The sequence below is a fragment of the Rhizobium sp. R635 genome, from assembly GCF_002211285.1.
Classification (GTDB): domain Bacteria; phylum Pseudomonadota; class Alphaproteobacteria; order Rhizobiales; family Rhizobiaceae; genus Rhizobium.
Map to the genome: position 1 here is coordinate 15678 of NZ_LOKX01000023.1, position 25468 is coordinate 41145.

Here is a 25468-nt window from a genome sequence, read left to right on the forward strand (position 1 = left end):
AGTGGATGCCATCACACATCCGCAGGGCGCAGGGGACATAGCGGCTTCGGAGCGGCCGCTCGGGACGCGTTTCCTCGTTTTTCCCCAGCCACCCTTCATTCCCGGCTATGAAAAACCCGAAGTGGTGTGGATCGGATCATCCGCCGGACCCATCCTGGCCGGGCCGTCCGACAGCCGGATCTATGTGGCCAATCCCGTCGAGCCGAAATCGCCCTATGCGGCGCCCTATATCCCTCCCTATCCCGGCCTTTTGCAGCCGCCCGCCGAGCCCGGCCCGGACGGACATTTCGATCACATCGGACCCGGTTCACCGGCATTCCTTTCGACACACAGCTATGCCTGCGCGCGCCGGGTGCTCGATATCTGCGAGAGCTATGCCGGGCGCCCGATCCGCTGGTTCTTCGAGCCGACGCTGGAACGGCTGGAAATCGTCCCCCGCATTCCCCATTGGCAGAATGCGCAATCCGGCTTCGGTTTTCTGGAGCTGGGCGAGAACGAGCCTGAAGGCCCGACATCCTGTTTCGCGCTGAATTTCGACGCGGTTGCCCATGAAATGGGCCATCTCATTCTGCTGAGCGAACTCGGCCTGCTCGAGGGCGATGGATTCGGCAGCGATTTCTTTTCCTACCACGAAGCGATCGCCGATTTCATATCGCTCCTGGGATTGCTGCAATTCGATACCGCTCTCGACCGGCTGCTTCGCCGCACCAGCGGGAATCTGCTGCTGCACAATGAACTCGATAGGTTTGCCGAGCTCAGTGACGAGAAGCAGCTCCGGTCACTCAACAACTCGCTGCGCATCAATGATGTCAGCCAGGAAGTGCACGATCGGTCGAAGCCCTTCGCGGCCGGCCTCTTCGACTGCCTGGTGGAAGTCTACCAATCGCTGCTCTTCGAGCGCGGGCTGTCGGATATCGATCCGAGGAAGTTCCGCGACCTTCGCCAGCAGATGGCGCCGGCGCTGATGGAAGAGGGACTTCGGGCATCACCAGCATCCTATGAACGGACGCATTTCGCAGCGAAAGCCGCCCTGCAGGAGGCGCGCGACGTGATCGGCGAAGCGGTGACGCGCTCCTGGAACTATCTCGAGCCGGACAGCCTGACCTTCGAGGACGGGGCTTCGGCCCTGCTCGAGGCCGCCTGGCGGGGGCGCGGGCGGGTTTACATCGACCAGCTCGAAGACTGCATGAGGTGGCGCGGCATTCTTTAACCAAACGACGGGAGGCATCGATGGCAGACGACAGCGTTCCAGCACCTTCACTTCCTGGACTTCCCTATGTGGCGGGTCAGATCATACTCTACGGCATAGACTTGAATGATGCTAAAGGTCTTACGCGTTTGGACGTTGGACTGGCCAGCAAAGCTGAACTCCAAATAAAATTGGGGGGTCCGGCGCATATAACCGGATCGACCGTACTCGCCTATGGCTACGCTTTCGACGGTCACTGCTATCGGTTTGACTCCAACCGGATCTTTATTGTCACAGGACCAAATGCCGAACCTGCAGAGGGTTGCGGCTTCGATAAAGCGCTAGGCTATAAGATGTGGCGCATCAGCAGCGCGGAACAGATCCTGGAGATTTCAACAGCTCTCGGCGACGCGAAAACGCTCATTCTGGACTCGCAGTTACCGGGTAAAAGATCGCCCAACTCCTACGCCATCACCCTCAGAATGGCACATCGCAATGGTCGCCTTGGTAACGACTAACCGGCTTTCACATGGAGGAACAATCATGCCATGTATAGTGAAAATCAACTTCAAGAAAGCTTACACAGCAGTCACGGTGACCAACGGGCATAATCCGTACGTCGACAAAAATAATGTCACGCTCGAAAATTTGAATGTGCTCGCTAACGCAACCTATGAAATATCCGTGGCGCTCATCAACGGCGTAGGTGCGGTTATCACCTATGCAACGGATGGGGCTGACAATCTTCGCTTCACATACACTATCCCTGATGATTGCGACGGCAACGGGAACATAAATGTTCCCAAGACAGCCGCTGTATCGCAAGCAGCGTCGCAAGCCGATTTTGAGAAGCTTGCACAAGAGGTCGAGGCCTTGAAGGAGCGGTTCGCAGCCAGTCCGAGGTAGCAAGTTGCCGTTCCCCATCCCCACGCAAAAACCCCGCGGTCGTTGCCACACCGCGGGGCTCTTTGACGCCTTACCCGGGAGAGGGGGTCAGGCGGCCTTGATTTTGCTAGATGTGCGCGCCCATTCGGGCAGCCAGTCGCCGTGGGCGGCGAGCAGGTCGTCGACGAGCGACCAGATCTGGTCGAGGTCGAGTTCGGCGGCCGTGTGCGGGTCCATCATCGCGGCGTGGTAGATGTGCTCGCGATTTTCGGTCATCAGCGCCTGCACCGTCAGTTCCTGCACGTTGATGTTGGTGCGGATCAGCGCGGTCAGCTGCGGCGGCAGGTCGCCGATGAAGGTCGGCTGGATGCCGGAAGCGTCAACCAGACAGGGCACTTCGGCGGCGCAATTTTCCGGCAGCGAGGTGATGCAGCCATTGTTGCGGACGTTGCCGTAGATCACCGAGGGTTCGCCGGTCCAGACCGAATTGATGATCGAGGAGGCATATTCCTTCGACGGCTGCACCTCGATCTTGTCGGCCGAGCGATAGGCTTCGGCCTGGCCCTTCCAGCGCTCGATCTGCTCGATGCAGCGCTTCGGATATTCGTCGAGCGGAATGCCGAATTTCTCGATCAGGTCCTCGCGGCCCTCCTTGATGAAATAGGGCGTGTATTCGGCGAAATGCTCCGAGCTTTCGGTGACGAAATAGCCGAGCCGCGTCAGCATCTCGTAGCGCACCTTGTTCGGGCAGCGCGGATTCCAGCCGGGCTTCGGCGCCCTGCCCTCGCGGTAGCCGCGCAGGAGATCGGGATAGAGGTTGCGGTAGGAGCCGTCGGCCTGGCGATGCTCGAATTTGAGATAGAAGGCCATGTGGTTGATACCGGCGGCGCGATAGCGGATTTCCTCGTAGGGAATGTCGAGGTCATGCGCTAATTCCATCGCCGTGCCCTGCACCGAATGGCAGAGGCCGACCTGGCGGATGGTCGGATATTTCTCCGAGATCGCCCAGGTGTTGATCGCCATCGGGTTGACATATTGCAGCATGATCGCATTGGGGCAGACAGCGAGCATGTCCTCGCAGACCTTCCACAGGTGCGGCACGGTGCGAAGCCCGCGCATGATGCCGCCGACGCCGAGCGTATCGGCGATCGTCTGGCGCAGACCGTATTTCTTCGGCACCTCGAAATCGGTGACGGTGCAGGGCTCGTAGCCACCGATCTGGAAGGCGACGACGACGAAATCGGCGCCTGAAAGCGCCTTGCGCTGGTCGGAATAGGTCTCGGCTTTCGCCTTGACGCCGAGCGTCGAGATCAGCTTGTTGACGACGATGGCGCTTTCCTCAAGCCGCTGCGGATTGAGATCCATCAGCGCGATGGTCGCGCCCGAGAGCGCCGGGCGTTGCAGCACGTCGCCGATGATGTTCTTCATGAAGACGGTGGAGCCTGCTCCGATGAAGGTGATTTTGGGATTTCCTGCCATTATAGCCTCCGGCATTCGATAATCATGCTACCTCGAAAGCGGCCTTGACGAGCCGTTCGGTGTAGGCGGTCTTGGGATGGGTGAGAACTTCGCTGACGGGTCCCTCTTCGACGATTCTGCCATGCTGCATGACGATGACGCGATGGCAAAGCGCCCTGACGACCTTGAGGTCGTGGGAGATGAAGAGGTAGCTCAGGCCCCGCTCGTCCTGCAGCTTGCGCAGCAGTTCGATGATCTGCGCCTGGACCGAGAGGTCGAGCGCCGACGTCGGTTCGTCGAGCAGGATGAATTCCGGCTCCAGCGCGATGGCGCGGGCGATCGCGATGCGCTGGCGCTGGCCGCCGGAAAATTCATGCGGGAAACGCGACAGGATATTGCCGGGCATGCCGGCGGCGACGAGCGCCTCGCGCACCCGATCCTGCCGCTCGCCGCGCGTGGCGCCCAGCCGGTTGACGACGAGCCCCTCCTCGATGATCTGGCCGATCGTCATGCGCGGGTTGAGCGATGAGAACGGGTCCTGGAACACCACCTGCATACGGGCGCGCAGGGGCCGCATCTCGGCCCTGGAAAGCCCGTGGATCGGCTGGCGGTCGAAATGGATCTCGCCGGCCTGGGGCGTGTTCAGCCGCAGGATGGCCTGGCCGAAGGTCGTCTTGCCGGAGCCGGATTCGCCGACGAGGCCGAGCGTTTCGTGACGGCGCAGCGTCAGGCCGAGGCTGTCGACGGCGACAAGCTCGCGCATCTCGGGCTTGAGGATGGTGCCATGGCGCATCATGAAGGAGACGCGCACGCCCTTGGCGTCGAGGATGACATCCGACCCTTCCGGCAGCGGATTGGCCTCGCCGCGCGGCTCGGAGGCAAGCAGATGCCGGGTATAGGGATGCTGCGGATTGGCGAAGAGCGCTTCGGTGACGTTGTGCTCGCGCACTTCGCCATGCTGCATCACATAGACGTAATCGGAAAACTGCCGCACCACCGTCAGGTCATGGGTGATGAGGATCACCGCCATCCCCAGCTCTTTCTGCAGGTTGCGGATGAGGTTCAGGATCTGCGCCTGCACGGTGACGTCGAGTGCCGTCGTCGGCTCGTCGGCGATCAGGACGTCGGGATCGTTGGCGAGCGCCATGGCGATCATCACGCGCTGGCGCTGGCCGCCGGAAAGCTGATGCGGATATTGCTTGAGCCGCGCGGCCGGATCGGGGATCTGCACATGTTCGAGCAGTTCGAGCGCCCGCTTTTCCGCATCCCTCTTGCTGATGCGGCGATGGACGCGGATCGCCTCGACGATCTGACTGCCGATCGTATAGATCGGGTTCAGCGAACTCATCGGCTCCTGGAAGATCATCGAGATGCGGTCGCCGCGCAGCTTTCGGCGCGCCCGCTCGGAAAATTTCAGGATGTTGCTGCCGTCATAGGAGACCGTCGATTTGTCGGAAACGACGGCGCGTTTCGACAGCAACCCCATCACCGTTCGCGCCGTCACCGATTTGCCGGAACCGGATTCGCCGACGATGGCGATCGTCTCGCCGCGATAGAGCTGGAAGGAGACGTCCTTGACGGCTTCGACCATGCCGTCCTCGACCTTGAAATTCACCGCGACGTTGCGGGCGTCGATGATCGGCGCTTCCGAGCGGCCATCATGGTCGTGACGGACGGGCGGGGCGAAGGAATTGACCAGTGCAAGAGCCATATCAATCACCTCAATAAGGATCGACCGCATCGCGCAGTCCGTCGCCGAGCGCATTAAAGGCGAAGACGGTGACGAGCACGAAGCCGACGGGAGAGAGAATCCAGGGATAGGAGCCGATGACCGAATAGGTCGCCGTATCCTGCAGCATCAGTCCCCAGGAGATCAGCGGCGGCTTGACGGCGAAACCGAGGAAACCGAGGAAGGATTCAAGCAGCACGACGCTCGGTATGTGCAGCGTCACCGCGACGATGACGTGGCTCATCACGTTCGGAAAGATATGCTGCATGATGATGCGCTTATCAGTAGCGCCCACGGCCATCGCGGCCTTGACATAGTCGATGCGGGCAAGTGCCAAGGTCTTGCCGCGCACCTCGCGCGACATCTGCGCCCAGCCGAGCGCCGACATCACGACGATGACGAAGGCGAGGAAGACATTGGTCGGCGCCGTCACCGGGATCAGCGAAGTCAGCGCCAGGTAGAGCGGCAGTTGCGGGAAGGCGAGCACCAGCTCGACGAAGCGCTGGAGCCAGATATCGAAGGTTCCGCCGAAATAGCCCGACACCATGCCGACCGTCGTGCCGATGACGGTGACGATGAACACGACTGTCAGCGCGATCGTCAGCGATATGCGCGAGCCAATGATGGCGCGGGAGAGCACATCGCGGCCGAACTTGTCGGTGCCGAGAAAATGCACCGGCTGGCCGTCCGTCGAGCCGAAGAAATGCCGGTTCGCAGGAATGAGGCCGAACAGCTTGTAGTCCGCACCCTTGACGAAGAAGCCGAGCAGCCGCGGATTGTCGTAATCCACGCCGACGATCGGCTGGAAGGTCACCGGGTCGAGCTCTTCGGAATCGGACAGCGCATAGACGCGCGGCTGGAAGACGAAGTTCCCGTCCTTGTCGTGGAAGCTCATCACCTGCGGCGGCGCGAAGCCGACATCGGTCGCCTTCGGGTCCATCGGCGCGAAGAAATCGGCAAAGACGGCCATGATGATTAGGAGCGCGACCAGCACGAGCCCAGCCATGCCGGTCCAGGAGCGCCGCAGCCGGCGCCAGACGAGCGCGAGATAGCTTTCGTTGCCGTGTGAAGGCTTCTTGATGGCGGGTTCTGCTGTCGGCGGCGTGTCGGAAGAGTCGAAAGCAAGCATCTCAGGCTCCTCCGAACTGGCGTACGCGCGGATCGAGCAGAGCGAGCAGCATGTCGGCGATGATATTGCCGACGATCAGCGTCGCCGACAGCACCATCATGAAAGTGGCGGTGACATAGACATCACCGATCGCCATCGAGCCGACGATCGCCGGGCCGACGGTCGGCAAGGCGAAGATGATCGCGGTTTCGATCTCGCCGGTCAGCATATAGGGCAGCACGACGCCCTGATACATGACAAGCGGATGCAGCGCGTTCGGCACCGCATGGCGCATCACCACCGCGCCGCCGGAAAGGCCCTTGGCCTTTGCCGTCTCGACATATTGAGCGTTCAGAGTATCGAGCAGATTGCCGCGCATGACCCGCATGTTATAGGCGAGCCCGCCGAAAGTGGCGATCGCCACGACAGGCCAGACGTGGTGGAAGAGATCGACGAATTTCGCCCAGGACCAGGGCGCCCCGCCATATTGCGGCGAGAAGAAGCTGCCGATTTCGGAAACGTTGAACTGGAAGACCAGGAGGTAGACGATGATCAGCGCCATAAGGAAGCGCGGCACCGTCATGCCGAGGAAGGAAATTCCCGAAAGCGTGCTGTCGATCCAGCTGTATTGCCGCGTCGCCGCCCAGATGCCGAAGCCGATGCCGAGCACCGAGGCGAAGATGTGGCAGACGAGCGCCAGGAGCAATGTCCGCGGCAGGCGTTCGGCGACGACGTCGGCGACCGGCTTGTTGTAGAACATGCTGTATCCGAAATCGCCGCGGGTGAGGATGCCGCCGATCCAGTTGACGTATTGGACGACCATCGGCTTATCGAGACCGTGTTCGACCCGGTAGGCCTGCGCCTGCGCCTCGGCCTGGGCGTAGGATGCACCGCCCTGGTTGATCAGCTGCGATCTTATATAGTCGGCATAGTCGCCGGGCGGCGCCTGGATGATCGCGAAAGTCACCACGCTCAGGATGAGGAGAACGGGGATCGCGGAGGCTATGCGCACGAGCAGGAATCGCAACATCTAACGGTTCGCTTCTCTTTGCCGCCAGTCGCTCCTCGTCGGCGCGGCCGGCTCGTTGGTCTTGTCCGGCCGCGCGCCACGCGCGGCCGGAAACTCACTTCAGCTGGGAGGGAGCTTTCCCGCGTCGCATCAGATGCGACGCGCTTTAACCCATTGCATCATGCATCAGTTGATCGGACCCTTGTCGCCGGGTTTGCCGGGCAGCTGCTCGGGGAACAGCTCGTACTTGCCCTGCTTGTCGGCGGCCACCCACAGGCGTTCGCGGATGACCGAATCCTCAGCCCAGTTGAACATCATGATCGGCGTCCCCTGGGGCACGTTCGAGAAGCGCTTGTTGACGATCAGCGCGCCCGGATATTCCGTCAGGCCCACGGTGTTGACGTGTTCCGTCGAGATCTTCTGATACTGCTTCATCAGATCGACGCGCTCGTCGTTGTTCTGGCTCGTCCTGAACTTGTCGACGATGTCGACCAGCTCCTTTTCGAAGGGCATGAGATCGAGCTGGTCATCCTTGCCGGCGCGATGATGCCAGCTGGTGCGCGGACCGACAGGGGCAAGCTGTTCGGTATTCTGCACCACGGACGACAGTTCCGTTGTATTGCGCTGGATCAGCCAGTCGAAGCGGCCGGCATAATGCGCGTCGTCACGCTTGGCGCCGTCGAGCGCGTTGATGACGATCTTCAGGCCGAGCTTCTCCATCTGAGCGACGACACCTTCGGCAAGGCTCTTGTCGGTCGTGTACTGATTGTTGATCAGCATGACGATTTCGACATCCTTGCCGCCCGCCGTGCCGGCCGGGAAGTTCACGATGCCGTTGCCATCGGTATCCTTGAGGCCGGCTTTGGCGAGTTCCGCCTTGGCGCCTTTGAGATCGAAGGGATAATAGACAGTGGAGTTGCGGTCGTAGAAGCTGGTGCCGGAGGAAAGCCCGCCCGGATAGATCGCCGTGAACGGCCCCTTGACCAGCGAGTCGCCGATCGCCTTGCGATCCAGCGCCATGGTGACGGCCTTGCGGAAATCCTCGTTGCGGTTCAGCTCGCGGATCGCCTGGCCACGCTCGTCCGGGTTGCCCCAGCCATTGGCGGAGAAGTTCATGCGCAGGTTATAGCCGATGAGGCGCGGACCGAAGGCAAGCCGGGCGGGCGCGGTCTTTTCCGCGGCGCGCTTCAGCGAGGCCACGAAGTTTTCCGGCTGCTCGAGATTGGAGAAATCGGCAGACCCGGCCACCGCCTGAACGTCGCGATCGGCCCAGGTGGAGAGCTTGTAGTGCAGCTCGTTCAGATAGGGCAGCTGATCGCCATTCTCGTCGACCTTCCAGTAATACGGGTTGCGGCGCAGGACGATGATGTCGTCAGGACGATATTCCACCGGCACCCAGGCGCCCATGACAGGCATGTTCATGAACTCCGGCGGGAAGGCGTTCTTGAACTGATCATAGGTGTTCTTCGAATATTTCGGGTGCTGGGGCTTGAGGATATGCGACGGACCCGGGCAGAAGTTCGGGTAGGACATAGTGTAAAGGTATTGCTTGGGGAAGGCTTCCTTGAACGTCCATTCGACGGTGTAATCGTCGATCTTCTTCAGCGTCGTACCGACGCCGAAAGCCTCAGGCGATGCGCCGCCGCCGAGCGGCGAGACGTTCGGGTCGACGACTTCGTCATCCCAATAGAACATGATGTCGTCGGCATTGAACGGCGCGCCGTCCGACCATTTGGCGCCTTCGATCAGGTGCATGGTCAGCTTGTGGCCGTCTTCCGACCAATCCCAGCTCTTGGCAAGGTTCGGCAGCGGCTCGGTATCCTTGGCTTCCACCTGGAAGAGCGGCGCGGTGCGGGTCAGGCATTCGGAAAGGCCGATATCGATGCCGCCCCAGCCCTGCGTCTGGCCGGCGCCGTAGTTCCAGCCTTCCGGCCGGCCGCCGATGACGTGGCGCATCGTATCGCCATAGACGCCGATGCCGTCGGGCATATTGCCCGTCTTGAAGACCAGCGGCTCCTTCGGCAGGCGATCCTTGACCGGTGGCAGCTTGCCGGTGGCGACGAAATTCTTCGTGACCCAGTCGGGCTCGTGATATTCGGGCAGCGCTTTGAACTCCAGGATGGAGTCGCGCGCGACGTAGTTGATCTTGCCTTCGGCCGGGAAGTCCGGCGGCACGGGCGGATTGGTTGGCTCAGAGGCATATGCGTTCAGCGCGGCGGCCGAGACGCCGAGCGCCAACCCGGCGAGAATGCCTGCGGTGCGGAAATTCATCATCGTTTCTCCCTCTTGGTTCCGGAGCGCGTTTCCACGGAGCTCCCTTCTCCTCTAACGACGTGAAGGCGGGCCTGGCGCCATGGCTTTCCCTCCCGGAAACCCATGGCGGCCCGTCCTCCACGAACTCACACGGCCTGTTTCAAAGCCGCCTTTTCGGCGCGCAGCTCCTCGATCGAGCGGACGTTGCGGCGCGCAGCCCCCGCCCAGTCGCGGGTCTGCACCTTCGATTTCGACAGCCGCTCCTTGGCGGCCGGCACGGCATCGGCATATTGCGGCAGCCAACGGGCCTGGGCAACGACCATCTCGTCGACCATCTGCCAGACCTCCTCAGGAGTCGAGACGGCGCCGACCAGCGGATCGTGCAGCACGGCGAGCTTCAAGAGGTCGATGTCGCCCGAAATGGCGGCATGCACCGACATGCGCTGGACGTTGATCGAGGAAATGCAGGTCGCCGCACAGGCTTCCGGCAGGGTGACGCCGGAGACCATGTTGATGCCGAAGCGATCGACGAAGCCGGGCGATTCGATGATCGCATCAGCAGGCAGGTTGGTGATGACGCCGTTGTTCTTGACGTTGAAGTGGCCGCGATAGACCCGGTTGGTCTCCAAGGCCTCCAGGATATGGCTGGCATGCTCGTTCGAGCGCCTGGCGGGATCGATCGGCTTCGAAGCGGATTCCAGGAATTGCGGGAATTCCGTCTCGAACCAGTTGCGCGTTTCCGTCGAATGACGGAGGTAGCCGCCGGTCTCGCCGTGGATCCAGTCGGACATGTCGATCCAGCGGGTAATTTCCTCCGGCCGCTTGCGATACCAGGGCAGGTATTCCGAGAGATGGCCGTTGCTTTCTGTCGAATAGACACCGAAACGCTTCAGCACATCGATGCGCAGTTTCTCCTGCTGCGAATAGACGGGATGCGCCTCGAAGGCGGCAACCAGCTCATCCTTGCCGATCTTGCGGCCGTTGAGGCGCAGGTCGATGAACCAGGTCTGGTGGTTGATGCCGGAGCAGATGTAATCGAGTTCGCTCACCGACTTGGCGCCGAGCACCTCGGCGATCTGTTCGGCGCCGTGCTGGACGCCGTGGCAGAGGCCGACCGTATCGACCTTGCCGTATTCGATCGCCGCCCAGGTGTTCATCGCCATCGGATTGGCATAGTTCAGGAACTTCGCACCCGGCTCGGCGACCTCCCTTATATCCTTGCAGAAGTCGAGGATGACGGGGATGTTGCGCTGGCCGTAGAGGATGCCGCCGGCACAGATCGTATCGCCGACGCACTGGTCGATGCCGTATTTCAGCGGAATCCTGATATCGTCGGCATAGGCCTCGAGCCCGCCGACCCGCACGCAGCTGATGATGTAGCGCGCGCCTTCGAGCGCCTTGCGCCGGTCGGTCGTCGCGGTCACCTTGGTCGGCAGCCCGTTCGCCTCGACGATGCGGTCGAGGATCGCCTTGATCATTTCGAGATTGTGTTCGCTGAGATCCGTCAGCGCGAATTCAATGTCGCGAAACTCCGGAACGCACAAAATATCGGTGAACAGCTTCTTGGTGAAACCAACGCTGCCCGCACCGATGATAGCGATTTTGAAACTCATGATCTTCACCTCGACCCAATGGAATGCTAGAGAAAGGACTGATATGGAGGATCAGGCCGCATGCCGCCGCATGTGGTTGAAAAAGCCGTAAAACTGCCTGTTTTCCTCCCGACCGCTCTATCGGCCGTGGTCCCTTCGTTCTTGTCGAGCGGGATTATGCCCGAAATCGGCAGGCCGACCAGAGAAGGATTATGCTTTCAAGGGTAATTTTGTGCTGCGGGATTTGATCGCCAACGGACAGTCGATGAGGACGGTTTCGCTGCCCCGCGGCCGGCAGCGATTGCACGCCATGCCGACCAGTGCCGGCTATGAGGTGCGCGAGAACGAGACCTATGACTGGGACGGCCGAAAGCGCGGCCAGACGCCCTTCACCGTGCTGCAGCACACGATCAGCGGCAACGGCCGGCTGCGCTACCAGAACCGCAACTATCGCCTCCAGGGCGGCGACACGCTTCTGGTGCTCGTTCCGCACAACCACCGTTACTGGCTGGAGAAGGGCGAGCGCTGGGAATATTTCTGGATCTCGATGAACGGTGAGGAAACGCTGCGCATCCATCAGCTGGTGCTGTCGACCGCCGGCCCGGTCTTGAAGCTGCAGCCGTCGACCGTCGATCATCTCGCCGATTGCAGCCTGCGCCTCGTCAAGGGCGCAACGTCGCCGGGGGCTGCCTCGGCGATCGCCTATGAAGCGGCGATGGCGCTCTATGACGACGTCTTCGGCTCGCCGGCCTTTGCCGCCGAGCTCAGCCTGATGCAGCCTGTCATCGACCATATCAATGCCAATCTCGACAAGCCGCTGCCGGTCAGCGAACTTGCCGGCATCGTCGGCCTCAGCCGCGCGCATTTCTCCCGCAGCTTCGGCGAGAGCGAGGGCATGCCGCCGGCCGAGTTCGTGCTGCAGCAGCGCCTGCAGCGCGCCGTCAAGCTTCTGACCAAGGCGGACTTCCTGCCGGTCAAGGAGGTCGCCATCATGTGCGGCTTCGAGGACGCCAACTATTTCTCAAAGGTCTTCCGCCGCGTCTACGGCACCAACCCCACCGAATTCCGCACGACCGGCATGTATGCCAGCATCGGCAAGCCGAAATAAACTCCCACTCGCTCAGTCAATGCATCGGTTCGGGTCGCCGGGGCATCAGGAGATCGCCATGATCGATCGAGGAGCAAGGATGAAGTTCAAAGCCAGCACACCCTACGCTGCCTCGATATAACGAGTGCCCAGGCGGTCACCGATTTGCTGAAGTATACCTACGCTGCCGCGCTTCTGCATTTGAAGTGCCTTCCGCGCAAAACGGTCGGCGCATCACATCAAAACACTTTAGACGTGATTCAAGCATTATTGAAAAACAATTTGAACGTGCTATAGTATTTCAATGACGGCGTAAAGGTAACGGCCCTTTCAAAGGAAAGTGTCTCCGTCTACGAGTATGAAATTTCAAGCTTAGGCGATCCATCAAATATCGGGGAGGGCTCCATCATGGACCCGCTTAGCCTAGTTGTGGCCTTTTTACTTTCATTGGTCGTGCCTGTCATTGTCATTGCCATCCGACAAACCGTTAAATTGCACCGAGGCGAGATAATTCAGGACCTGGCTGCCGTCTTCCATTCGGCAAAAGAACCGGAATCGGAGCGGCTGATCCCGTCTTTCGAATTCGTCAAATTCAAATACTTCGTCCCGACGGGACCTGAGCGAGGGCAGAGGCAGGACTTCCAAGCCTGGGCCTGGGCGGTTGCTGTCTTTCCTTTCTTTCTGGTCGTCAGTTCGACAAGTTACGTCTGCATCGAGTTTTTTCAGGACCCCACTTTCACTGGCACGCTCTTCGGAACACACGCTCCCGTCGTTCTTTGTATGATAGCTGTAAGTGCGGCATTCTGCGGTGGCTATCTAAATTCGATGCGGACTTTGACCCAATCCATACAGAATTTCGACCTTAGTCCCTCGTTGATCGTAGCACTGGCCACGGAGATATTTTCGGGCATCGTTCTCGCTGCAATTTTCGCGTATGCCGTGCATGCTATCTATGGAGCTTTTGAAGGCCTGCCTGACGGAGCGGGTGTGAGGGAGGGGGTGGCTGTCCTGGCATTCGCAATCGGTTTCTTCCCGGACGCCGCGCAACGCGCGCTCGTCGGACGGTCGAAGCTAAAGAACTTTAAGCGCGAGAACCTCTCGGTCTACAAATACACGCTTGCGACGCCTGTAGAGCTTATCGACGGTATCGACACAGACATTCGCAATCGGCTTTCCGATTTTCATATCGCCACGACACAGAACCTGGCGACCGCCAATCCGCTCATGCTCTTCGTCGAGACGCCGTTCGGAGTGTACCAGATCATGGACTGGGTGGCGCAAGCGCAGCTCTGCGCGTCCGTCGGTGCCGAGGCTATGACGTCCATGTGGAAGCTCGGTGTGCGAACTCTTTTCGATCTGGAAAGAGCCGCGCTCGATGAACGTTGTCGCCATCCCGAGCTTCTCCAATCCATTGGCAAGCATCTACTGGGCCAGAAGGACGACAAGTCCGACTTCAGTCCCGAGGCGATTATCGCCAACATTCAGATGCGCCTTGATGACCCTCATGTGCACCGCTTGCGCCAGATTTACATGCAAGTCGGGGTGCGGATAGGTGAACGTCATTGGCGGTTCCTCACGCGCGACGACGGCATCGGCCCTCGAAGCTACGATGCTACTGGCATCGTCTTCCAGACTCCGAACCGTATAAGGCTTGCGGATAGCGGAATCGATATCCGCCCGAATGACTACCTGGCCGTGGTGGGCGGTAAGAACAATGGCAAGTTACTCAAGGTGGGCGGCATCGATCGTACATTGGTCACGGTCGATGAGGACGTGATTGACGAAGACGTCGGGGCTGGCGCAGGCGCGGTCAAACTATTTAGGATCAACCCGTAGAGCCGCCGGCTAGAACAGGATTAGGCCAACCCGGCTTAATCCTGTTCTTAATTAAAGAGCTTGAGCATGATGTCCTCCGAAAACCGCTGACACCTTTCGGCATCATGCTTTAGCTAGAACCGATGTAGGCTGATTTCACTCCAGATTGTCTTGCCCACGAGCCAAGTGCCTTCAGGCCCTAACCTCGAACACCATGTTGAACGGCGTTTCCGTCGCGCGGCGGAAATGCGTGAAGCCGGCGTCGAGCGCCACCTTGCGCAGTTTCATTTCTCCCGCCTGGGCGCCGAGCCCGAGTCCCACCTCCTGGGAGAGTGACGCCGGCGTGCAGATCATCGTCGATGCGCCGTAGTAGACGCGGCCGACCGGGTTGAGATTGTCCTTGAGGTGATCATGGGCAAAGGGTTCGACGATGAGCCACGTGCCGTCCGGCGCAAGCGTTTCCTTGACATGCCGGCCGGCGCCGACCGGATCGCCCATGTCGTGGAGGCAGTCGAACATGGCGACCATATCGTAGCCACGCCCCGGAAATTCAGCCGCCTTGCCCTGCTCGAAGGTCACCCGGTCCGCGACACCAGCCTCTTTCGCCGCCGCCCTTGCCGTTTCGATCGACGGGCCGTGATAGTCGAAGCCGGTAAAACGGGAGGCGGGATAGGCCTGCGCCATCAGGATGGTCGAGGCGCCGTGACCGCAGCCGACATCGGCGACACTGGCGCCGGCCTTGAGCTTTTCATCCACTCCGGCAAGAGCCGGAATCCATTCATTGACGAGATGGCTGTTGTAACCCGGGCGAAAGAACCGCTCGGTTCCCCGGAAGAGGCAGGTGCTGTGCTCATGCCAGCCGAGCCCCTTGCCGGTGCGGAAGGCGTCGGCGATTTTAGGCTCGTCCATCCACATCGACTGCACGACCTCGAAGGCGCCGACGAAGAAGGCAGGGCTGTTTTCCTCGGCAAAGACCATCGCCTGTTCGGCCGTCAGGCTGAAGCGATCGGTCTTTTCGTCATAGGCTATATAGTCGGCAGCCGCCTGGGCGCTCAGCCATTCCCTGAGATAACGCTCCTTCACTCCCGTTTTCGCGGCAAGCTGTTCGACGCTCAAAGGCGTCCCGTCGGCCATCGCCTTGAAGATTCCCACCTTGTCGCCCAGCACGACCAAAGCACCCGACATGGCGGCGCCGACGTCCCCTACAAGACGACCAACAAGCGCATCGAGTTTCTGCATATCCGGCTCACGCATTGTTTCCTCCCCGGCGCGTGATAAAGGGATTTAAATTAGGCTTTAATGATATTCAGTCAATCAACCTCCCTATCGCCCAATGAGGGTAGCTTGACAGGATGCGCGCGACTGCAACCGTCACAAGCGAACTACCCTGTTCCACGTCAGCACCACATTCGCTTGCTTTCTTCTCTGGCGGTTACATCTCTCATGGTGCTGACCCCGAGCAACAATCCGTGTTTCAATGCCAGGTAATGATTTTTATCTATCCCCAGCGCAGTGCCGCGCGGCACGTGCTCTCATCGCGTGGTCGAAGGGCGATCTGTCATCAGCCTCGAAGATCGCCAAGGCGACGATTGCCGGTTTCGAGGCCGGGAGACTTTCCCCCGATGAGCACACCCTGCAGGGTATGAAGCGGAGCCTGGAGGATGCGGGCGTGCTTTTCATTCCGGAGAATGGCGGCGGCGCCGGTGTTCGCTTGGCAAGACCGGCATCGGCTTCTATAGACACTGACGAAACCGAGACGGTTCAATACGAAGAATATCTCAAAAACGACGCCCCTCCCGGCGCTGGCGGTTGAATGGCAACGAAGCAGAAGTTTGAACACTCCGAATTGGCGGGGGAATTTACCGATGACGGGATTACCGTGCTCGTCGATATCTTTCGAACCTCCGGCAGCAATGAAGACTGGACGATGGAAGTCGTTACCCAGTCGGAGGACCTGATCCAGTGGGACGAGCCTTTCGCCACCGACCGGGATGCTTTCGATGAATTCCTGGCAGTGGTGGCGCGGGACGGTATTCGATCCTTTCTGGAAGACGACGAACCTTCCACGCATTGAGGGATATTTGTGAAAAGCATCAATGATCTCGTCGCCTCGGCGAAAACAGTCTGCGACCGATACCGAGCCGGGCGGATGGAGCGCGAAACCGTGCGGGAATGGGTCTTCGGACTCGGCGCCTATCCATCGCCTCACGGAGACCGTGTGCGCGAAGCGGCCGAATGGTTCCGGCTGCATAATCGCGAACCTGTTTCCGAAGAGATCGCGCTCGGGGACATCGACCGGCTCGAGGCGATTTCGGTGCCGTGAGCCAGGCATGCGAGCGGGGAAGATCAAGTCACGGTATTCGGAACCGGGACGTTTCCTGAGAATATGCCCGCATACGACGGCAAATATTTCGCGTCGGTCTACATCGAAATGGATGGCATCGAATTTACAGTCGGCGTTCCGAAGCCCTGAGAAGCGGAATTTGCAGGAACCGACTGGAAGCATTATGTTTGTGGCCGAGATTGGAGATGGACGATGCTCTTGCAGAAGTACCACGAAAACAAGGAAGCCCTGAAGCAGATCGGCCGGGAAGCACTGGCCGAAAGCCGCCGCATGGGCCTGACGATTTCCGCCAAGGATCGCCAGAACGAGGCCAACGACCAGAAGAAGCGTGAGCGCAAGGATCGCGTTCAGGCTCCGGTGAAGTAACACCCGTTTCATGCCGGAATTGTCGTGCATCCTCCTTGCCGGACCAAACGGCTCCTGCAAGTCCTCATAATCGCCCAGCCAGAAAAAATGCGGGAACTGCCAGCGGACACGGAGTCACCCGATTATGGCCATCCCCACGATCCGGCTTGGCTGGCGAGCAAAATAAGCAAGACGAAAAGCGCCATAAGCGGAAGTATCAACTTGGCTTGCCTGGCATGGAATGACGGCGGCGCTCTCATGATACCGGTTTTCTTCCCGATCTCGGTCAGCATAACCCAAAATACCGCGCCAAACGTCAAAGCTGCCGCAATCACCAACGCCATTTTTATCATGGCTGCAACTTAAATGATTGACTAGCTTACGCAAGAACCTCCGTTGTTTGAGAACGTTACGGTCGCCTTCGGGTCCGTCAGCGGGCATCCTGATCCCAAAGCTCGGCCTTTTCAGTCCCCCGCCGTCCGACCGGACAACCGCAAGGGGCTTGCCCATGCCGTCGTTGCCGATCATCGCCTGGCCGTTTGATCCGGGCTGACGCAATTACGCCGTTACTCGACGGCGTAGGACCAATGACGATTGTGAGCCTTATGCATAATGGCCTCTTCGCAGCTTCCATGCTGAGAGGTCTAGGGGTTCCGCAGCTTCGGCAAATGTGACAAACCCTTACGAGGCTGACATGGCTCTGCATCTGACGCGCAAAGCGGAAGTCACGCGTGGCCAGGCATCTTTAATTCGTCCGATAAGTAAAAGGAACAGCACGTGGCAGCATTTCCGGAAAAGGCAAAGGTCGTCATCATCGGCCTCGGCGGCATCGTCGGCGCCTCCATCGCTCACCATCTCGTCGAGCGGGGATGGGACGATATCGTCGGCATCGATAAGTCGGGCATACCGACCGATATTGGCTCTACAGCCCATGCCTCGGATTTCTGTTACACCACGAGCCACGACTACCTCTCGGTCTGGACCACGCAATATTCGATCGATTTCTACGAGAAGATGGGCCATTACGCCCGCATCGGCGGCCTCGAAGTGGCGCGCACCGGCGACCACGCCTGGATGGAGGAAATCAAGCGCAAGCTTTCCTCGGCACGCGCTTTCGGCACGCGCGCCCATTATGTCAGCCCTTCCGAGATCAAGGAGAAGTTCCCGCTGATCGAGGAAGATCAGGTGATGGGCGGCCTTTACGATCCGGATGCCGGCCTCGTCATTCCGCGCTCGCAGACCGTTGCCGGCAAGCTGGTCGACGCCGCCGAAAAGGCAGGCAAGCTGCAGGTCTTCGGCAACACGCCGGCGAAGTCGCTGATCGTCGAAGGCGGCCGTATCAAGGGCGTCGTCACCCATCGCGGCACCATCATGGCCGACCACGTCATCGTCTGCGCCGGCCTCTGGGGACGCCTGATCGCGGAGATGGTCGGTGAAGACCTGCCTGTTATGCCGGTCGATCACCCGCTCACCTTCTTCGGTCCCTATAACGAGTTTGAAGGCACCGGCAAGGAAATCGGCTTCCCGCTGCTGCGCGACCAGGGCAACTCCGCTTATATGCGCGATACCGGCGACCCGTCGACGACCGAGGGCGGCCAGATCGAGTGGGGCTATTACGAAGCCACCAATCCGCGCATGTGCCATCCGCGCGATCTTCTCGAAAAACACGAAGCGCGCCTTTCGCCCTCGCAGCGTGACCTCGAGATGGAACAGATCATCGAGCCGCTCGAGCGCGCCATGGAACTGACGCCGATCCTCGGCGAACTCGGCTATAACGAAGGCCACTCCTTCAACGGCCTGCTGCAGGTTTCCGCCGGCGGCGGCGCATCCTGCGGCGAGAGCCAGAAGGTTAGGGGTCTCTGGTATTGCGTTGCCATCTGGGTCAAGGACGGCCCTGGCTACGGCAAGCTGATCGCCGACTGGATGACCGACGGCCGCACCGAAATCGATCACAACAGCATCGACTATGCCCGCTTCTATCCGCATCAGCTGACGGAAGAATTCATCGAAGGCCGCTGCTTCGAAGCCGCCCAGAAGATCTATTTCCCGGCTGTTCACACCCGCGAACCCTATCTATCCGGACGCAACGCAAAGCGCTCGCCTTTCTACGAGCGCGAAAAGGAACTCGGCGGCTACTTCATGGAACTGGGCGGCTGGGAGCGTGCGCACGGCTACGCCGCCAACGAGCACCTTCTGGAAAAATACGCCGACCGCGTGCCCGTTCGCGAGAACGAATGGGACAGCCGCCATTTCTGGCGCGTGTCGAATGCCGAGCATCTGGCGATGAGCGAGGATTGCGGCATCGTCAATCTCAGCCACTTCCACATGGTCGATATCGAAGGGCCTGACCATGTGGAGCTGATGGAATGGCTGTGCGCCGCCAAGGTCGGCGGCGATGCCAATATCGGCAAGGGCGTTTACACCCACTTCCTCGACGACGAGGGCATGGTGCGCGCCGACTTCACCGTCTTCCGCATGGCCGACCGGTGCCGTCTGGTCAACGGCGCCGATGCCGGCCCGCGCGACCTGCATTATATGAAGCGCGTCGCCCAGGACCGCGGCCTTGACGTGACCGTCACCGACGTCTCGGAAAAATTCGTGACGATCGGCATCTGGGGTCCGAACGCACGCGACACGCTGAAGAAGGTCGTGGCCGATCCGGCCGGGCTCGATCAGGAAAACTTCGCCTTTGCGGCGATCAAGCCGATCGAAATATCAGGTAAGCCCGTCACCGCCTTCCGTATTTCCTATGTCGGCGAGCAGGGCTGGGAACTGCACATGAAGTACGAAGACGGCCTCGCCGTCTGGGATGCGCTGCGTTCGACCGGTGTGATGGCCTTCGGCGTCGAGACCTATGCAAACTCGCGCCGCATGGAAAAGAGCCTGCGCCTGCAGAACGCCGACCTCCTGACCCAGTACAACCTGATCGAAGCCGATCTCGCCCGTCCGAAGGTCAAGGAAGCCGATTTCCGCGGCAAGGAAAAACATCTGGAATACAAGGCGCGCGAGCACCAGCCCGCCATGCTCTGCACGCTCGTAATGACCGAAAATACCGACAAATCGGGCGTGAAGCGTTATCCCCTCGGCAACCTGCCGGTTATCGATCCCGCCACGGGAGAGGTTCTGATCGACGAACTCGGCCGTCGCTCCTACACGACCTCGATCGCCTACGGCCCGACGGTCGGAAAGAACATTGCCTTGGCTTACCTGCCATGGTCGCATTGCCAGGTCGGACGCAAGCTTAATATCGAGTACTTTGCCGAGACCTATCCGGTGGAAGTGGTCGGCGTCGGCTACAAGCCGATCTATGACCCGGAAAATCTGAAGCCGCGCACCTAAGCGCTCAGGCACTTGTGGCGCCCTAAGCACGGGGCGCCACGCTCAACTGCGTATGGAGACGCTATCTGCCGTCGCCGTTTTCGGCTTCGGCACCATCGTCCGCGGCGCGGCTTGGAATGAAGCGCTTCGAGATCAGCCAGCAGCCGAGCGCCCAGAGCGCGCCCGCGCACCATCCGGCGAAAACGTCCGTGGGATAGTGGACGCCGAGAAAGACGCGGCTCAGGCCGACGATTACGGCCAGGAAGACGCCGGCCCCCATGACGAAGATCCGCGTCGAGCGGTAGCGCTGCGTGCGCGCCACGAGAGCGCCGAGCGTCAGATAAGTGACCGCCGAGACCATGGCGTGCCCTGAGGGAAAGCTGAGGTCGCTCACCTCGACGAGATGCGGCACGATATCCGGGCGCGGACGCGCGACGAGGATCTTCAGGAGCGTGCTCGCGAGCCAGCCTGTCAACACCGAGGAAAAGACGAAGATCGCGATCTGCCAGCGCCGGTCGAGCAGAAGATAGACGGTGATGAGAACCGTCATCAGCGTGAGTACAGTGACGCCGCCGAGGCTGGTGATGTCGTCCATCGCATGCGTCAGCCAGGCCGGACCGATCGGCACGGCAAGATCGCCCTGTTGTCTGAGCGCCAGCAGGATGGCCTTGTCGAAACCAAAGGTCTCGCCCTCGAGAACCTCGCTCGTCAGCCGCTGCAGCACGAACAGCCCGCCCGCGACCGATGCCAGCGTGATCAGCGTCAGCGGCTCGTATGCGGTGAGCCTCGCCAAGAATCCGCGTCGTTGAACCTCGCTCATGCCTACTGTCGAACTCCCTTCGCACCATGTCCTTCATCGCCAGATCGGCAAGGTGAGCCGCAAATTCAAGACCTTGCGACATTCAAGAACAACCCCGGGGGCTGTCACCGGCGATATCGGAATGCCCGGTAGCAAAAGCTCAACCTTCTTTTGTTATGGCTGGAGCGATTGTCCTGGAGATGGTTTCGGCGATGAAAATTCTGACCCCGATGGTTCTGATGGCATCCGTCCTGCAGCCGGTCGCAGCCCTTGGCGAGACCGAATGGATGGGCGGCGCGAGACAATGGTCGGTCGGCTTTGCCAACGAAGCCCCGCAGCCCTATTGCCGCCTGCGCTGGGACAGCGAGATCGGCAAGACCATGGAATTCCGCCAGAGTGCGACCGAGACCTTTTGGCTGGTCGCGAAGAACACCTGGGACATTCCCGCCGATACGAAAACCGAGGTGACGCTGACCGATCGCCAGGTGACGAAGGTGGTCGCGGCCGAATTTTTCGACAAGAACACGCTGCGCCTCTGGCCTCTCGGCAGCAAGGGAAGCGCCGGACTGAAGAAGATCATCAAGAATTCCTTTGCCGGAACGCCTGACGTGCAGTTGACCTTTGCCGGCGACGAAGGCGACTGGACGCTTCCGCTCTCGCGGGTGGACCAGCTCTATCCGACCTTCACCCAATGCCTCAAGCGACTGGAGGCCGGCGGAAAACCCAAGCAGGATTCCGAAACCAGCAAACCGTTCTGACCGCCACCCCAGGTCTCAGCTGACTGGCGGCGGCGCGGTATCGCGGATCAGGCCGCGCACGGCCTCGATATCGCCGTTGAGCGGCCGCTCGTCGCCATAATGGGAAACATGCTGCCGCACGGCCTTATAAACGAGGTCCGTGCCTGCCGCCCGTGGCGCCGTCTTCGCCAGGAAATCATGCGCCTGGGCCGCCGCCATCAGTTCGATCGCCAGAATATATTCCGCATTGTCGATGACGGCGAGCAGCTTGCCGGCGGCTGCCGTCGGATGCGCGAGGAAATCCTCCTGCAGGCCGGAAGTCAGCCCGCCGTCCATCGCCGCGGGTGCGGCAAGGCGGCGGTTCTCGTTGCTCAGCGCCGCTGCGGTATACTGCGCGATCATGAAGCCGGAATGGCTGCCGGCGTCGCTTGCCAGGAAGGGCGGCAGGCCGCTCACCAGCGGATTGACCAGCCGGTCCATGCGCCTTTCGCTGATCGCGCCGATCTGCGCCAGCGCAATCGCAAGACTATCGGCCGCCTGCCCGAGCGCCGGGGCGACCGCATGGGCCTCGGAGGAGACGATCGGCTGCTCCGGCGTGCCTGAGACGGCCGGATTGTCCGTTACCGAAGCCAGTTCCTGATCGGCTACGCGGGTGGAATTGTCGAAAACGTCGCGGGCGGCGCCATGGGCATGCGGCACCGAGCGCAGGCTCAGCGCATCCTGGGTGCGCCGGCCGCGCGCGGCGGCGACAAGGCCGCTGCCCTGGAGGCGCGCGCGGAGCGTTGCTCCAACCTTCTCGATCCCCGCCGATGGGCGCAGCGCCAGCACGGCCTCGTCGAAGGCGGCGATCTGGCAGCCTGCCGCTTCCAGCGTCAGCGCCGCGATGGCATCGGCCCAATCGAGCAGCCGTTCGGCGCGGGAAAGCGCGACAGCCATCAAGCCGGTGGCGCAGGCCGTGCCGTAAGTGCTTCGCGGCCGTTCATGCGTTGGCCGCCGAGCGTCGCACTGCCCTCGCCGATCAGCACGAGCGCGGTATGGGCATTGTGGGTGAGATAACCGGCCGAACCTTTCGACGGGACGTCGGGAATGCAATCATGCGCCAGCAGGACTGTGAGATACTCGACGATCCCGCGCCGCACGCCGGAATGGCCATGGGCGAAATTGGCGATCTGAGCGGCGATGATGGCCCGCACTTCGCGGGCAGCAAGCAGCGGCCCGACGCCGCAGGCGTGGCTCAGCACGATGCTGCGCGACAACAGGCTCTGTGAAGCGCGATCGACCACGGTATCGGCGAGCGCCCCGACGCCGGTGTTGACGCCATAGGCGCGCACGCCTGTTTCAACGATGCTGGCGACGATGCGGCTTGCCTGCTCGACCCGCGCCCAGGCGGCCGGCGACAGCGCAAGCGCCTCCCCTGCCCCGACGCGCGCGACGTCGCGCCAGGTCAGCACTTTATCGATCGTGATCGTCATTGACCTGTTCCGAAATGGCCGATGAACTGACGGAAGGCTGGCGACGCGCCGCCGGTAAACATCTCATCCGGCGGGCCGCTGCTTTCGACCAGGCCTTCGCGCATGAAGACGACCCGGTTCGAGACGTTGCGGGCAAAGCTCATCTCATGGGTGACGACGAGCATAGTCATGCCTTCCTCGGCAAGCGCGCGCATGACGCGCAGCACCTCGCCGACAAGCTCCGGATCGAGCGCCGAGGTCGGCTCGTCGAAGAGCATGACCTTCGGCTTCATTGCAAGCGCGCGAGCAATTGCGGCGCGCTGCTGCTGGCCGCCGGAGAGATGGGCGGGATAGGCGTGGCGCTTGTCTGCGATGCCGACCTTTTCGAGCAGCGCCTCGGCCTCGGCGATGCATTCGGCGCGCGGCCGCTTCAGCACATGGATGGGTCCCTCGATGACATTCTGCAGGATGGTCATGTGGGACCAGAGATTGAAGGACTGGAACACCATGCCGAGTTCGGAGCGGATATGATCCACCTGCTTCTGGCTCGCCGGCTTTGTCTTGCCGTTCTTGTGAACCATCTCGATATGCTCGCCGTCGACCCAGATTTCACCGTCGCTCGCGGTTTCGAGCAGGTTGATGCAGCGCAGGAAAGTCGATTTGCCGGAGCCGGAAGCGCCGAGCAGCGAGATCACGTCGCCGTCCTCAGCATCGAGAGAAATGCCGCGCAAGACTTCATGCGTGCCGAAGCTCTTGCGGATATTGCGGACCGAAAGTCGGGTAACGCCTGGCATGGAAGCTCCAATCGCGTTTAATCAGGTTCAAGCCTTCAGCGCCTGCGGGATCGCGCGGCGGTGTCGGGAGAGCGAATATTCGAGCAGGGCCATGCCCTGCAGGATGATGAAGTTCAAAACGAGATAGATAATCGCCGCGCAGAGGAAGACTTCCATCGTGCGGTAGGTCTGCGAGATCAGCCGCTGGGCGACACCTGTGACCTCCCAGACGGTGACGAGGCTTGCGAGCGCCGTCGATTTCATCATCAGCACGATCTCGGTGGAATAGGCCGGCAACGCATGGCGGAAGGCGATCGGCGCCAGGATGCGGCGCACCAGCAGGAAGCCGGACATGCCGATCGAGCGCGCCGCCTCGATCTCTTTCGGGGAGACGGCGCGGATGCCGCCGCGGAAAATCTCCGCCGTGTAGCCGGCCGTGCAGAGCGCCAGCGACAGGATGGCGCAGACCATCGGCTCGCGCAGGAATGGCCAGAGGAAGGAATAGCGGATGAAGCCGAACTGGCCGAGGCCGTAGAACACCAGGAACATCTGGATCAGCAGCGGCGAGCCGCGGAAGACGAAGATATAGCCCTTCGCGAAGCCCGAAAGCACCGGGTTGCCGCTGACCCTCATCCAGACGATGACGAGCGCCAGCAGGCCGCCGCAGAGAATGGACAGCGAAAACAGGATGAGCGTCGTCGGCACGGCCTTGAGCAGCGTTACCATGGTCGAGGCGATGAAGGTGAAATCCATCGTCGTCTCCTTACGCCTGGCCCATGGCCGAGGCCGGCATGCTGCGATTGGCGCGGCGTTCGGCGCCGTTGAAGACGCGGTCCGAAAGGCTGGTCAGGATCAGATAGAGGCAGCCGCCGGCGATGTAGAACAGGAAATATTGCCGCGTCGAACCCGCCGCCACCTGGCTGGTGCGCATCAGTTCGGCAAGGCCGGTGACGGAGATCAGCGCCGAATCCTTGAGGCTGAGCTGCCAGACATTGCCGAGACCGGGAATGGCGAGGCGAAGCACCTGCGGCATGATGATACGGCGAAAACGCAGGCTGCGATGCATGCCGATCGCCGATGCCGCTTCGAGCTCGCCCTTCGAGATGGCGAGGAAGGCGCCGCGGAACACTTCCGCCTGATAGGAGCCGGAGATGATACCGACGGCAAGGGCACCGGCGATGAAGGAAGGCAGGCCGAGGAAGCCTTCATAACCCATCGCCTTGCCGATCGAGGTGACGGCCGAAGAGCCGCCGAAATAGATCAGATAGATGATCAGCAGCTCGGGCACGCCGCGAAACACGGTCGTATAGACGTTGCCGAGCGTGACGAGAACAAGTTTGCCGGAGAGTTTTGCCGCCGCGACGATCGCGCCGAGCACCGCACCGATGGCAAGCGCCGTCGCCGTGACAGCCAGCGTCATCAAGGCGGCGGCAATGAGCAGCGCGCCCCATCCGGTCGAGCCGAAGCCGAGCAGTTCCAAGCTTGCCATATCGTCCGTTCCCCGTCCGTGGCAGTGTTTTGCGTGACAATAACATGCCGTCTCCGGCGATAAAGCCGGAGACAGTTATTTGCGGCC

At 60.9% G+C, this 25468-nt stretch carries 23 protein-coding genes and 1 pseudogene; 11 read left to right on the plus strand and 13 right to left on the minus strand.

All coding sequences use genetic code 11. The features are described 5' to 3' along the window. Position 1: 1 nt before the first annotated feature. Genes ATY78_RS16850 through ATY78_RS16860 form a run of 3 tightly spaced genes read left to right on the plus strand, consistent with a single transcriptional unit; the run spans position 2 to position 2095 of the window. Positions 2-1210, plus strand: coding sequence for a hypothetical protein (locus ATY78_RS16850; RefSeq protein ID WP_245313589.1), 1209 nt, complete (start codon positions 2-4; stop codon positions 1208-1210). A 20-nt stretch (positions 1211-1230) separates the two neighbouring features. Then, positions 1231-1707 carry a hypothetical protein gene (locus ATY78_RS16855; RefSeq protein WP_088683461.1) on the plus strand — a complete coding sequence of 159 codons (477 nt, stop codon included), beginning with the start codon at positions 1231-1233 and terminating at the stop codon, positions 1705-1707. Between the two features lie 25 nt (positions 1708-1732). Next, a complete protein-coding gene (locus tag ATY78_RS16860) occupies positions 1733-2095 on the plus strand; it encodes a hypothetical protein (protein WP_088683462.1) in 363 nt (120 codons plus the stop codon). A gap of 87 nt (positions 2096-2182) precedes the next feature. Here ATY78_RS16860 and ATY78_RS16865 read toward each other — a convergent pair whose 3' ends face one another. The 6 genes from ATY78_RS16865 to ATY78_RS16890 form a co-directional block, all read right to left on the minus strand. Then, entirely contained in the window at positions 2183-3553 is a 1371-nt protein-coding gene (locus tag ATY78_RS16865; protein ID WP_088683463.1) for an alpha-glucosidase/alpha-galactosidase, read from the minus strand. A gap of 22 nt (positions 3554-3575) precedes the next feature. Next, on the minus strand, positions 3576-5243 hold the full coding sequence (locus ATY78_RS16870; RefSeq protein WP_088683464.1) for an ABC transporter ATP-binding protein: 1668 nt from the start codon (positions 5241-5243) through the stop codon (positions 3576-3578). A gap of 10 nt (positions 5244-5253) precedes the next feature. After that, positions 5254-6390, minus strand: a complete 1137-nt coding sequence (locus tag ATY78_RS16875; protein ID WP_088683465.1) for an ABC transporter permease — start codon at positions 6388-6390, stop codon at positions 5254-5256. A gap of 1 nt (position 6391) precedes the next feature. Continuing rightward, entirely contained in the window at positions 6392-7399 is a 1008-nt protein-coding gene (locus tag ATY78_RS16880; protein WP_088683466.1) for an ABC transporter permease, read from the minus strand. Between the two features lie 165 nt (positions 7400-7564). Next, positions 7565-9652, minus strand: a complete 2088-nt coding sequence (locus ATY78_RS16885; protein ID WP_088683467.1) for an ABC transporter substrate-binding protein — start codon at positions 9650-9652, stop codon at positions 7565-7567. A gap of 125 nt (positions 9653-9777) precedes the next feature. Further along, complete coding sequence (locus ATY78_RS16890; RefSeq protein WP_088683468.1) at positions 9778-11244, minus strand: alpha-glucosidase/alpha-galactosidase; 1467 nt, start codon at positions 11242-11244, stop codon at positions 9778-9780. A gap of 244 nt (positions 11245-11488) precedes the next feature. Here ATY78_RS16890 and ATY78_RS16895 point away from each other — a divergent pair, with 244 nt between their 5' ends. Next, positions 11489-12331 (plus strand): AraC family transcriptional regulator, encoded by an 843-nt coding sequence (locus ATY78_RS16895; RefSeq protein ID WP_088683772.1) that lies wholly within the window; start codon positions 11489-11491, stop codon positions 12329-12331. Between the two features lie 387 nt (positions 12332-12718). After that, on the plus strand, positions 12719-14146 hold the full coding sequence (locus tag ATY78_RS16900; protein WP_088683469.1) for a hypothetical protein: 1428 nt from the start codon (positions 12719-12721) through the stop codon (positions 14144-14146). Between the two features lie 171 nt (positions 14147-14317). On the opposite strand, the gene ATY78_RS16905 is transcribed toward ATY78_RS16900, so the two are convergent. Next, the gene (locus ATY78_RS16905) at positions 14318-15379 is read right to left on the minus strand and encodes a class I SAM-dependent methyltransferase (RefSeq protein ID WP_088683470.1); all 1062 of its coding nucleotides are present in this window, start codon (positions 15377-15379) and stop codon (positions 14318-14320) included. A gap of 223 nt (positions 15380-15602) precedes the next feature. Here ATY78_RS16905 and ATY78_RS16910 point away from each other — a divergent pair, with 223 nt between their 5' ends. The 4 genes from ATY78_RS16910 (at position 15603) to ATY78_RS28580 (ending at position 16835) form a co-directional block, all read left to right on the plus strand. After that, positions 15603-15938 (plus strand): hypothetical protein, encoded by a 336-nt coding sequence (locus tag ATY78_RS16910; protein WP_088683471.1) that lies wholly within the window; start codon positions 15603-15605, stop codon positions 15936-15938. Beyond that, positions 15939-16199, plus strand: a complete 261-nt coding sequence (locus ATY78_RS16915) for a hypothetical protein (RefSeq protein ID WP_088683472.1) — start codon at positions 15939-15941, stop codon at positions 16197-16199. A 9-nt stretch (positions 16200-16208) separates the two neighbouring features. Next, on the plus strand, positions 16209-16448 hold the full coding sequence (locus ATY78_RS16920; RefSeq protein WP_088683473.1) for a hypothetical protein: 240 nt from the start codon (positions 16209-16211) through the stop codon (positions 16446-16448). A gap of 213 nt (positions 16449-16661) precedes the next feature. Continuing rightward, complete coding sequence (locus ATY78_RS28580) at positions 16662-16835, plus strand: hypothetical protein (RefSeq protein WP_190237479.1); 174 nt, start codon at positions 16662-16664, stop codon at positions 16833-16835. 114 nt (positions 16836-16949) lie between these two features. Here ATY78_RS28580 and ATY78_RS28230 read toward each other — a convergent pair whose 3' ends face one another. Then, a complete protein-coding gene (locus tag ATY78_RS28230) occupies positions 16950-17342 on the minus strand; it encodes a hypothetical protein (protein ID WP_141105650.1) in 393 nt (130 codons plus the stop codon). 249 nt (positions 17343-17591) lie between these two features. On the opposite strand from ATY78_RS28230, the gene ATY78_RS16930 reads away from it, so the two are divergent. Then, on the plus strand, positions 17592-20153 hold the full coding sequence (locus ATY78_RS16930) for an FAD-dependent oxidoreductase (RefSeq protein WP_088683475.1): 2562 nt from the start codon (positions 17592-17594) through the stop codon (positions 20151-20153). Between the two features lie 61 nt (positions 20154-20214). Here ATY78_RS16930 and ATY78_RS16935 read toward each other — a convergent pair whose 3' ends face one another. After that, positions 20215-20952 carry a phosphatase PAP2 family protein gene (locus tag ATY78_RS16935; protein ID WP_088683476.1) on the minus strand — a complete coding sequence of 246 codons (738 nt, stop codon included), beginning with the start codon at positions 20950-20952 and terminating at the stop codon, positions 20215-20217. A gap of 191 nt (positions 20953-21143) precedes the next feature. Here ATY78_RS16935 and ATY78_RS16940 point away from each other — a divergent pair, with 191 nt between their 5' ends. Then, on the plus strand, positions 21144-21689 hold the full coding sequence (locus tag ATY78_RS16940; RefSeq protein ID WP_088683773.1) for a hypothetical protein: 546 nt from the start codon (positions 21144-21146) through the stop codon (positions 21687-21689). Positions 21690-21704: 15 nt separating this feature from the next. Here ATY78_RS16940 and ATY78_RS16945 read toward each other — a convergent pair. The 4 genes and pseudogenes from ATY78_RS16945 to ATY78_RS16960 all read right to left on the minus strand — a co-directional run bounded on the left by ATY78_RS16945 (position 21705) and on the right by ATY78_RS16960 (position 25381). Continuing rightward, positions 21705-23140 (minus strand): annotated as a pseudogene (locus ATY78_RS16945) (aromatic amino acid lyase). Continuing rightward, complete coding sequence (locus ATY78_RS16950) at positions 23137-23913, minus strand: ATP-binding cassette domain-containing protein (RefSeq protein WP_088683477.1); 777 nt, start codon at positions 23911-23913, stop codon at positions 23137-23139. The pseudogene ATY78_RS16945 and the gene ATY78_RS16950 overlap by 4 nt, the downstream one beginning before the upstream one ends. Before the next feature lie 27 nt (positions 23914-23940). Beyond that, entirely contained in the window at positions 23941-24645 is a 705-nt protein-coding gene (locus ATY78_RS16955) for an ABC transporter permease subunit (protein ID WP_047613446.1), read from the minus strand. A gap of 10 nt (positions 24646-24655) precedes the next feature. Beyond that, positions 24656-25381 (minus strand): ABC transporter permease subunit, encoded by a 726-nt coding sequence (locus tag ATY78_RS16960; protein WP_088683478.1) that lies wholly within the window; start codon positions 25379-25381, stop codon positions 24656-24658. Positions 25382-25468: the final 87 nt, after the last annotated feature.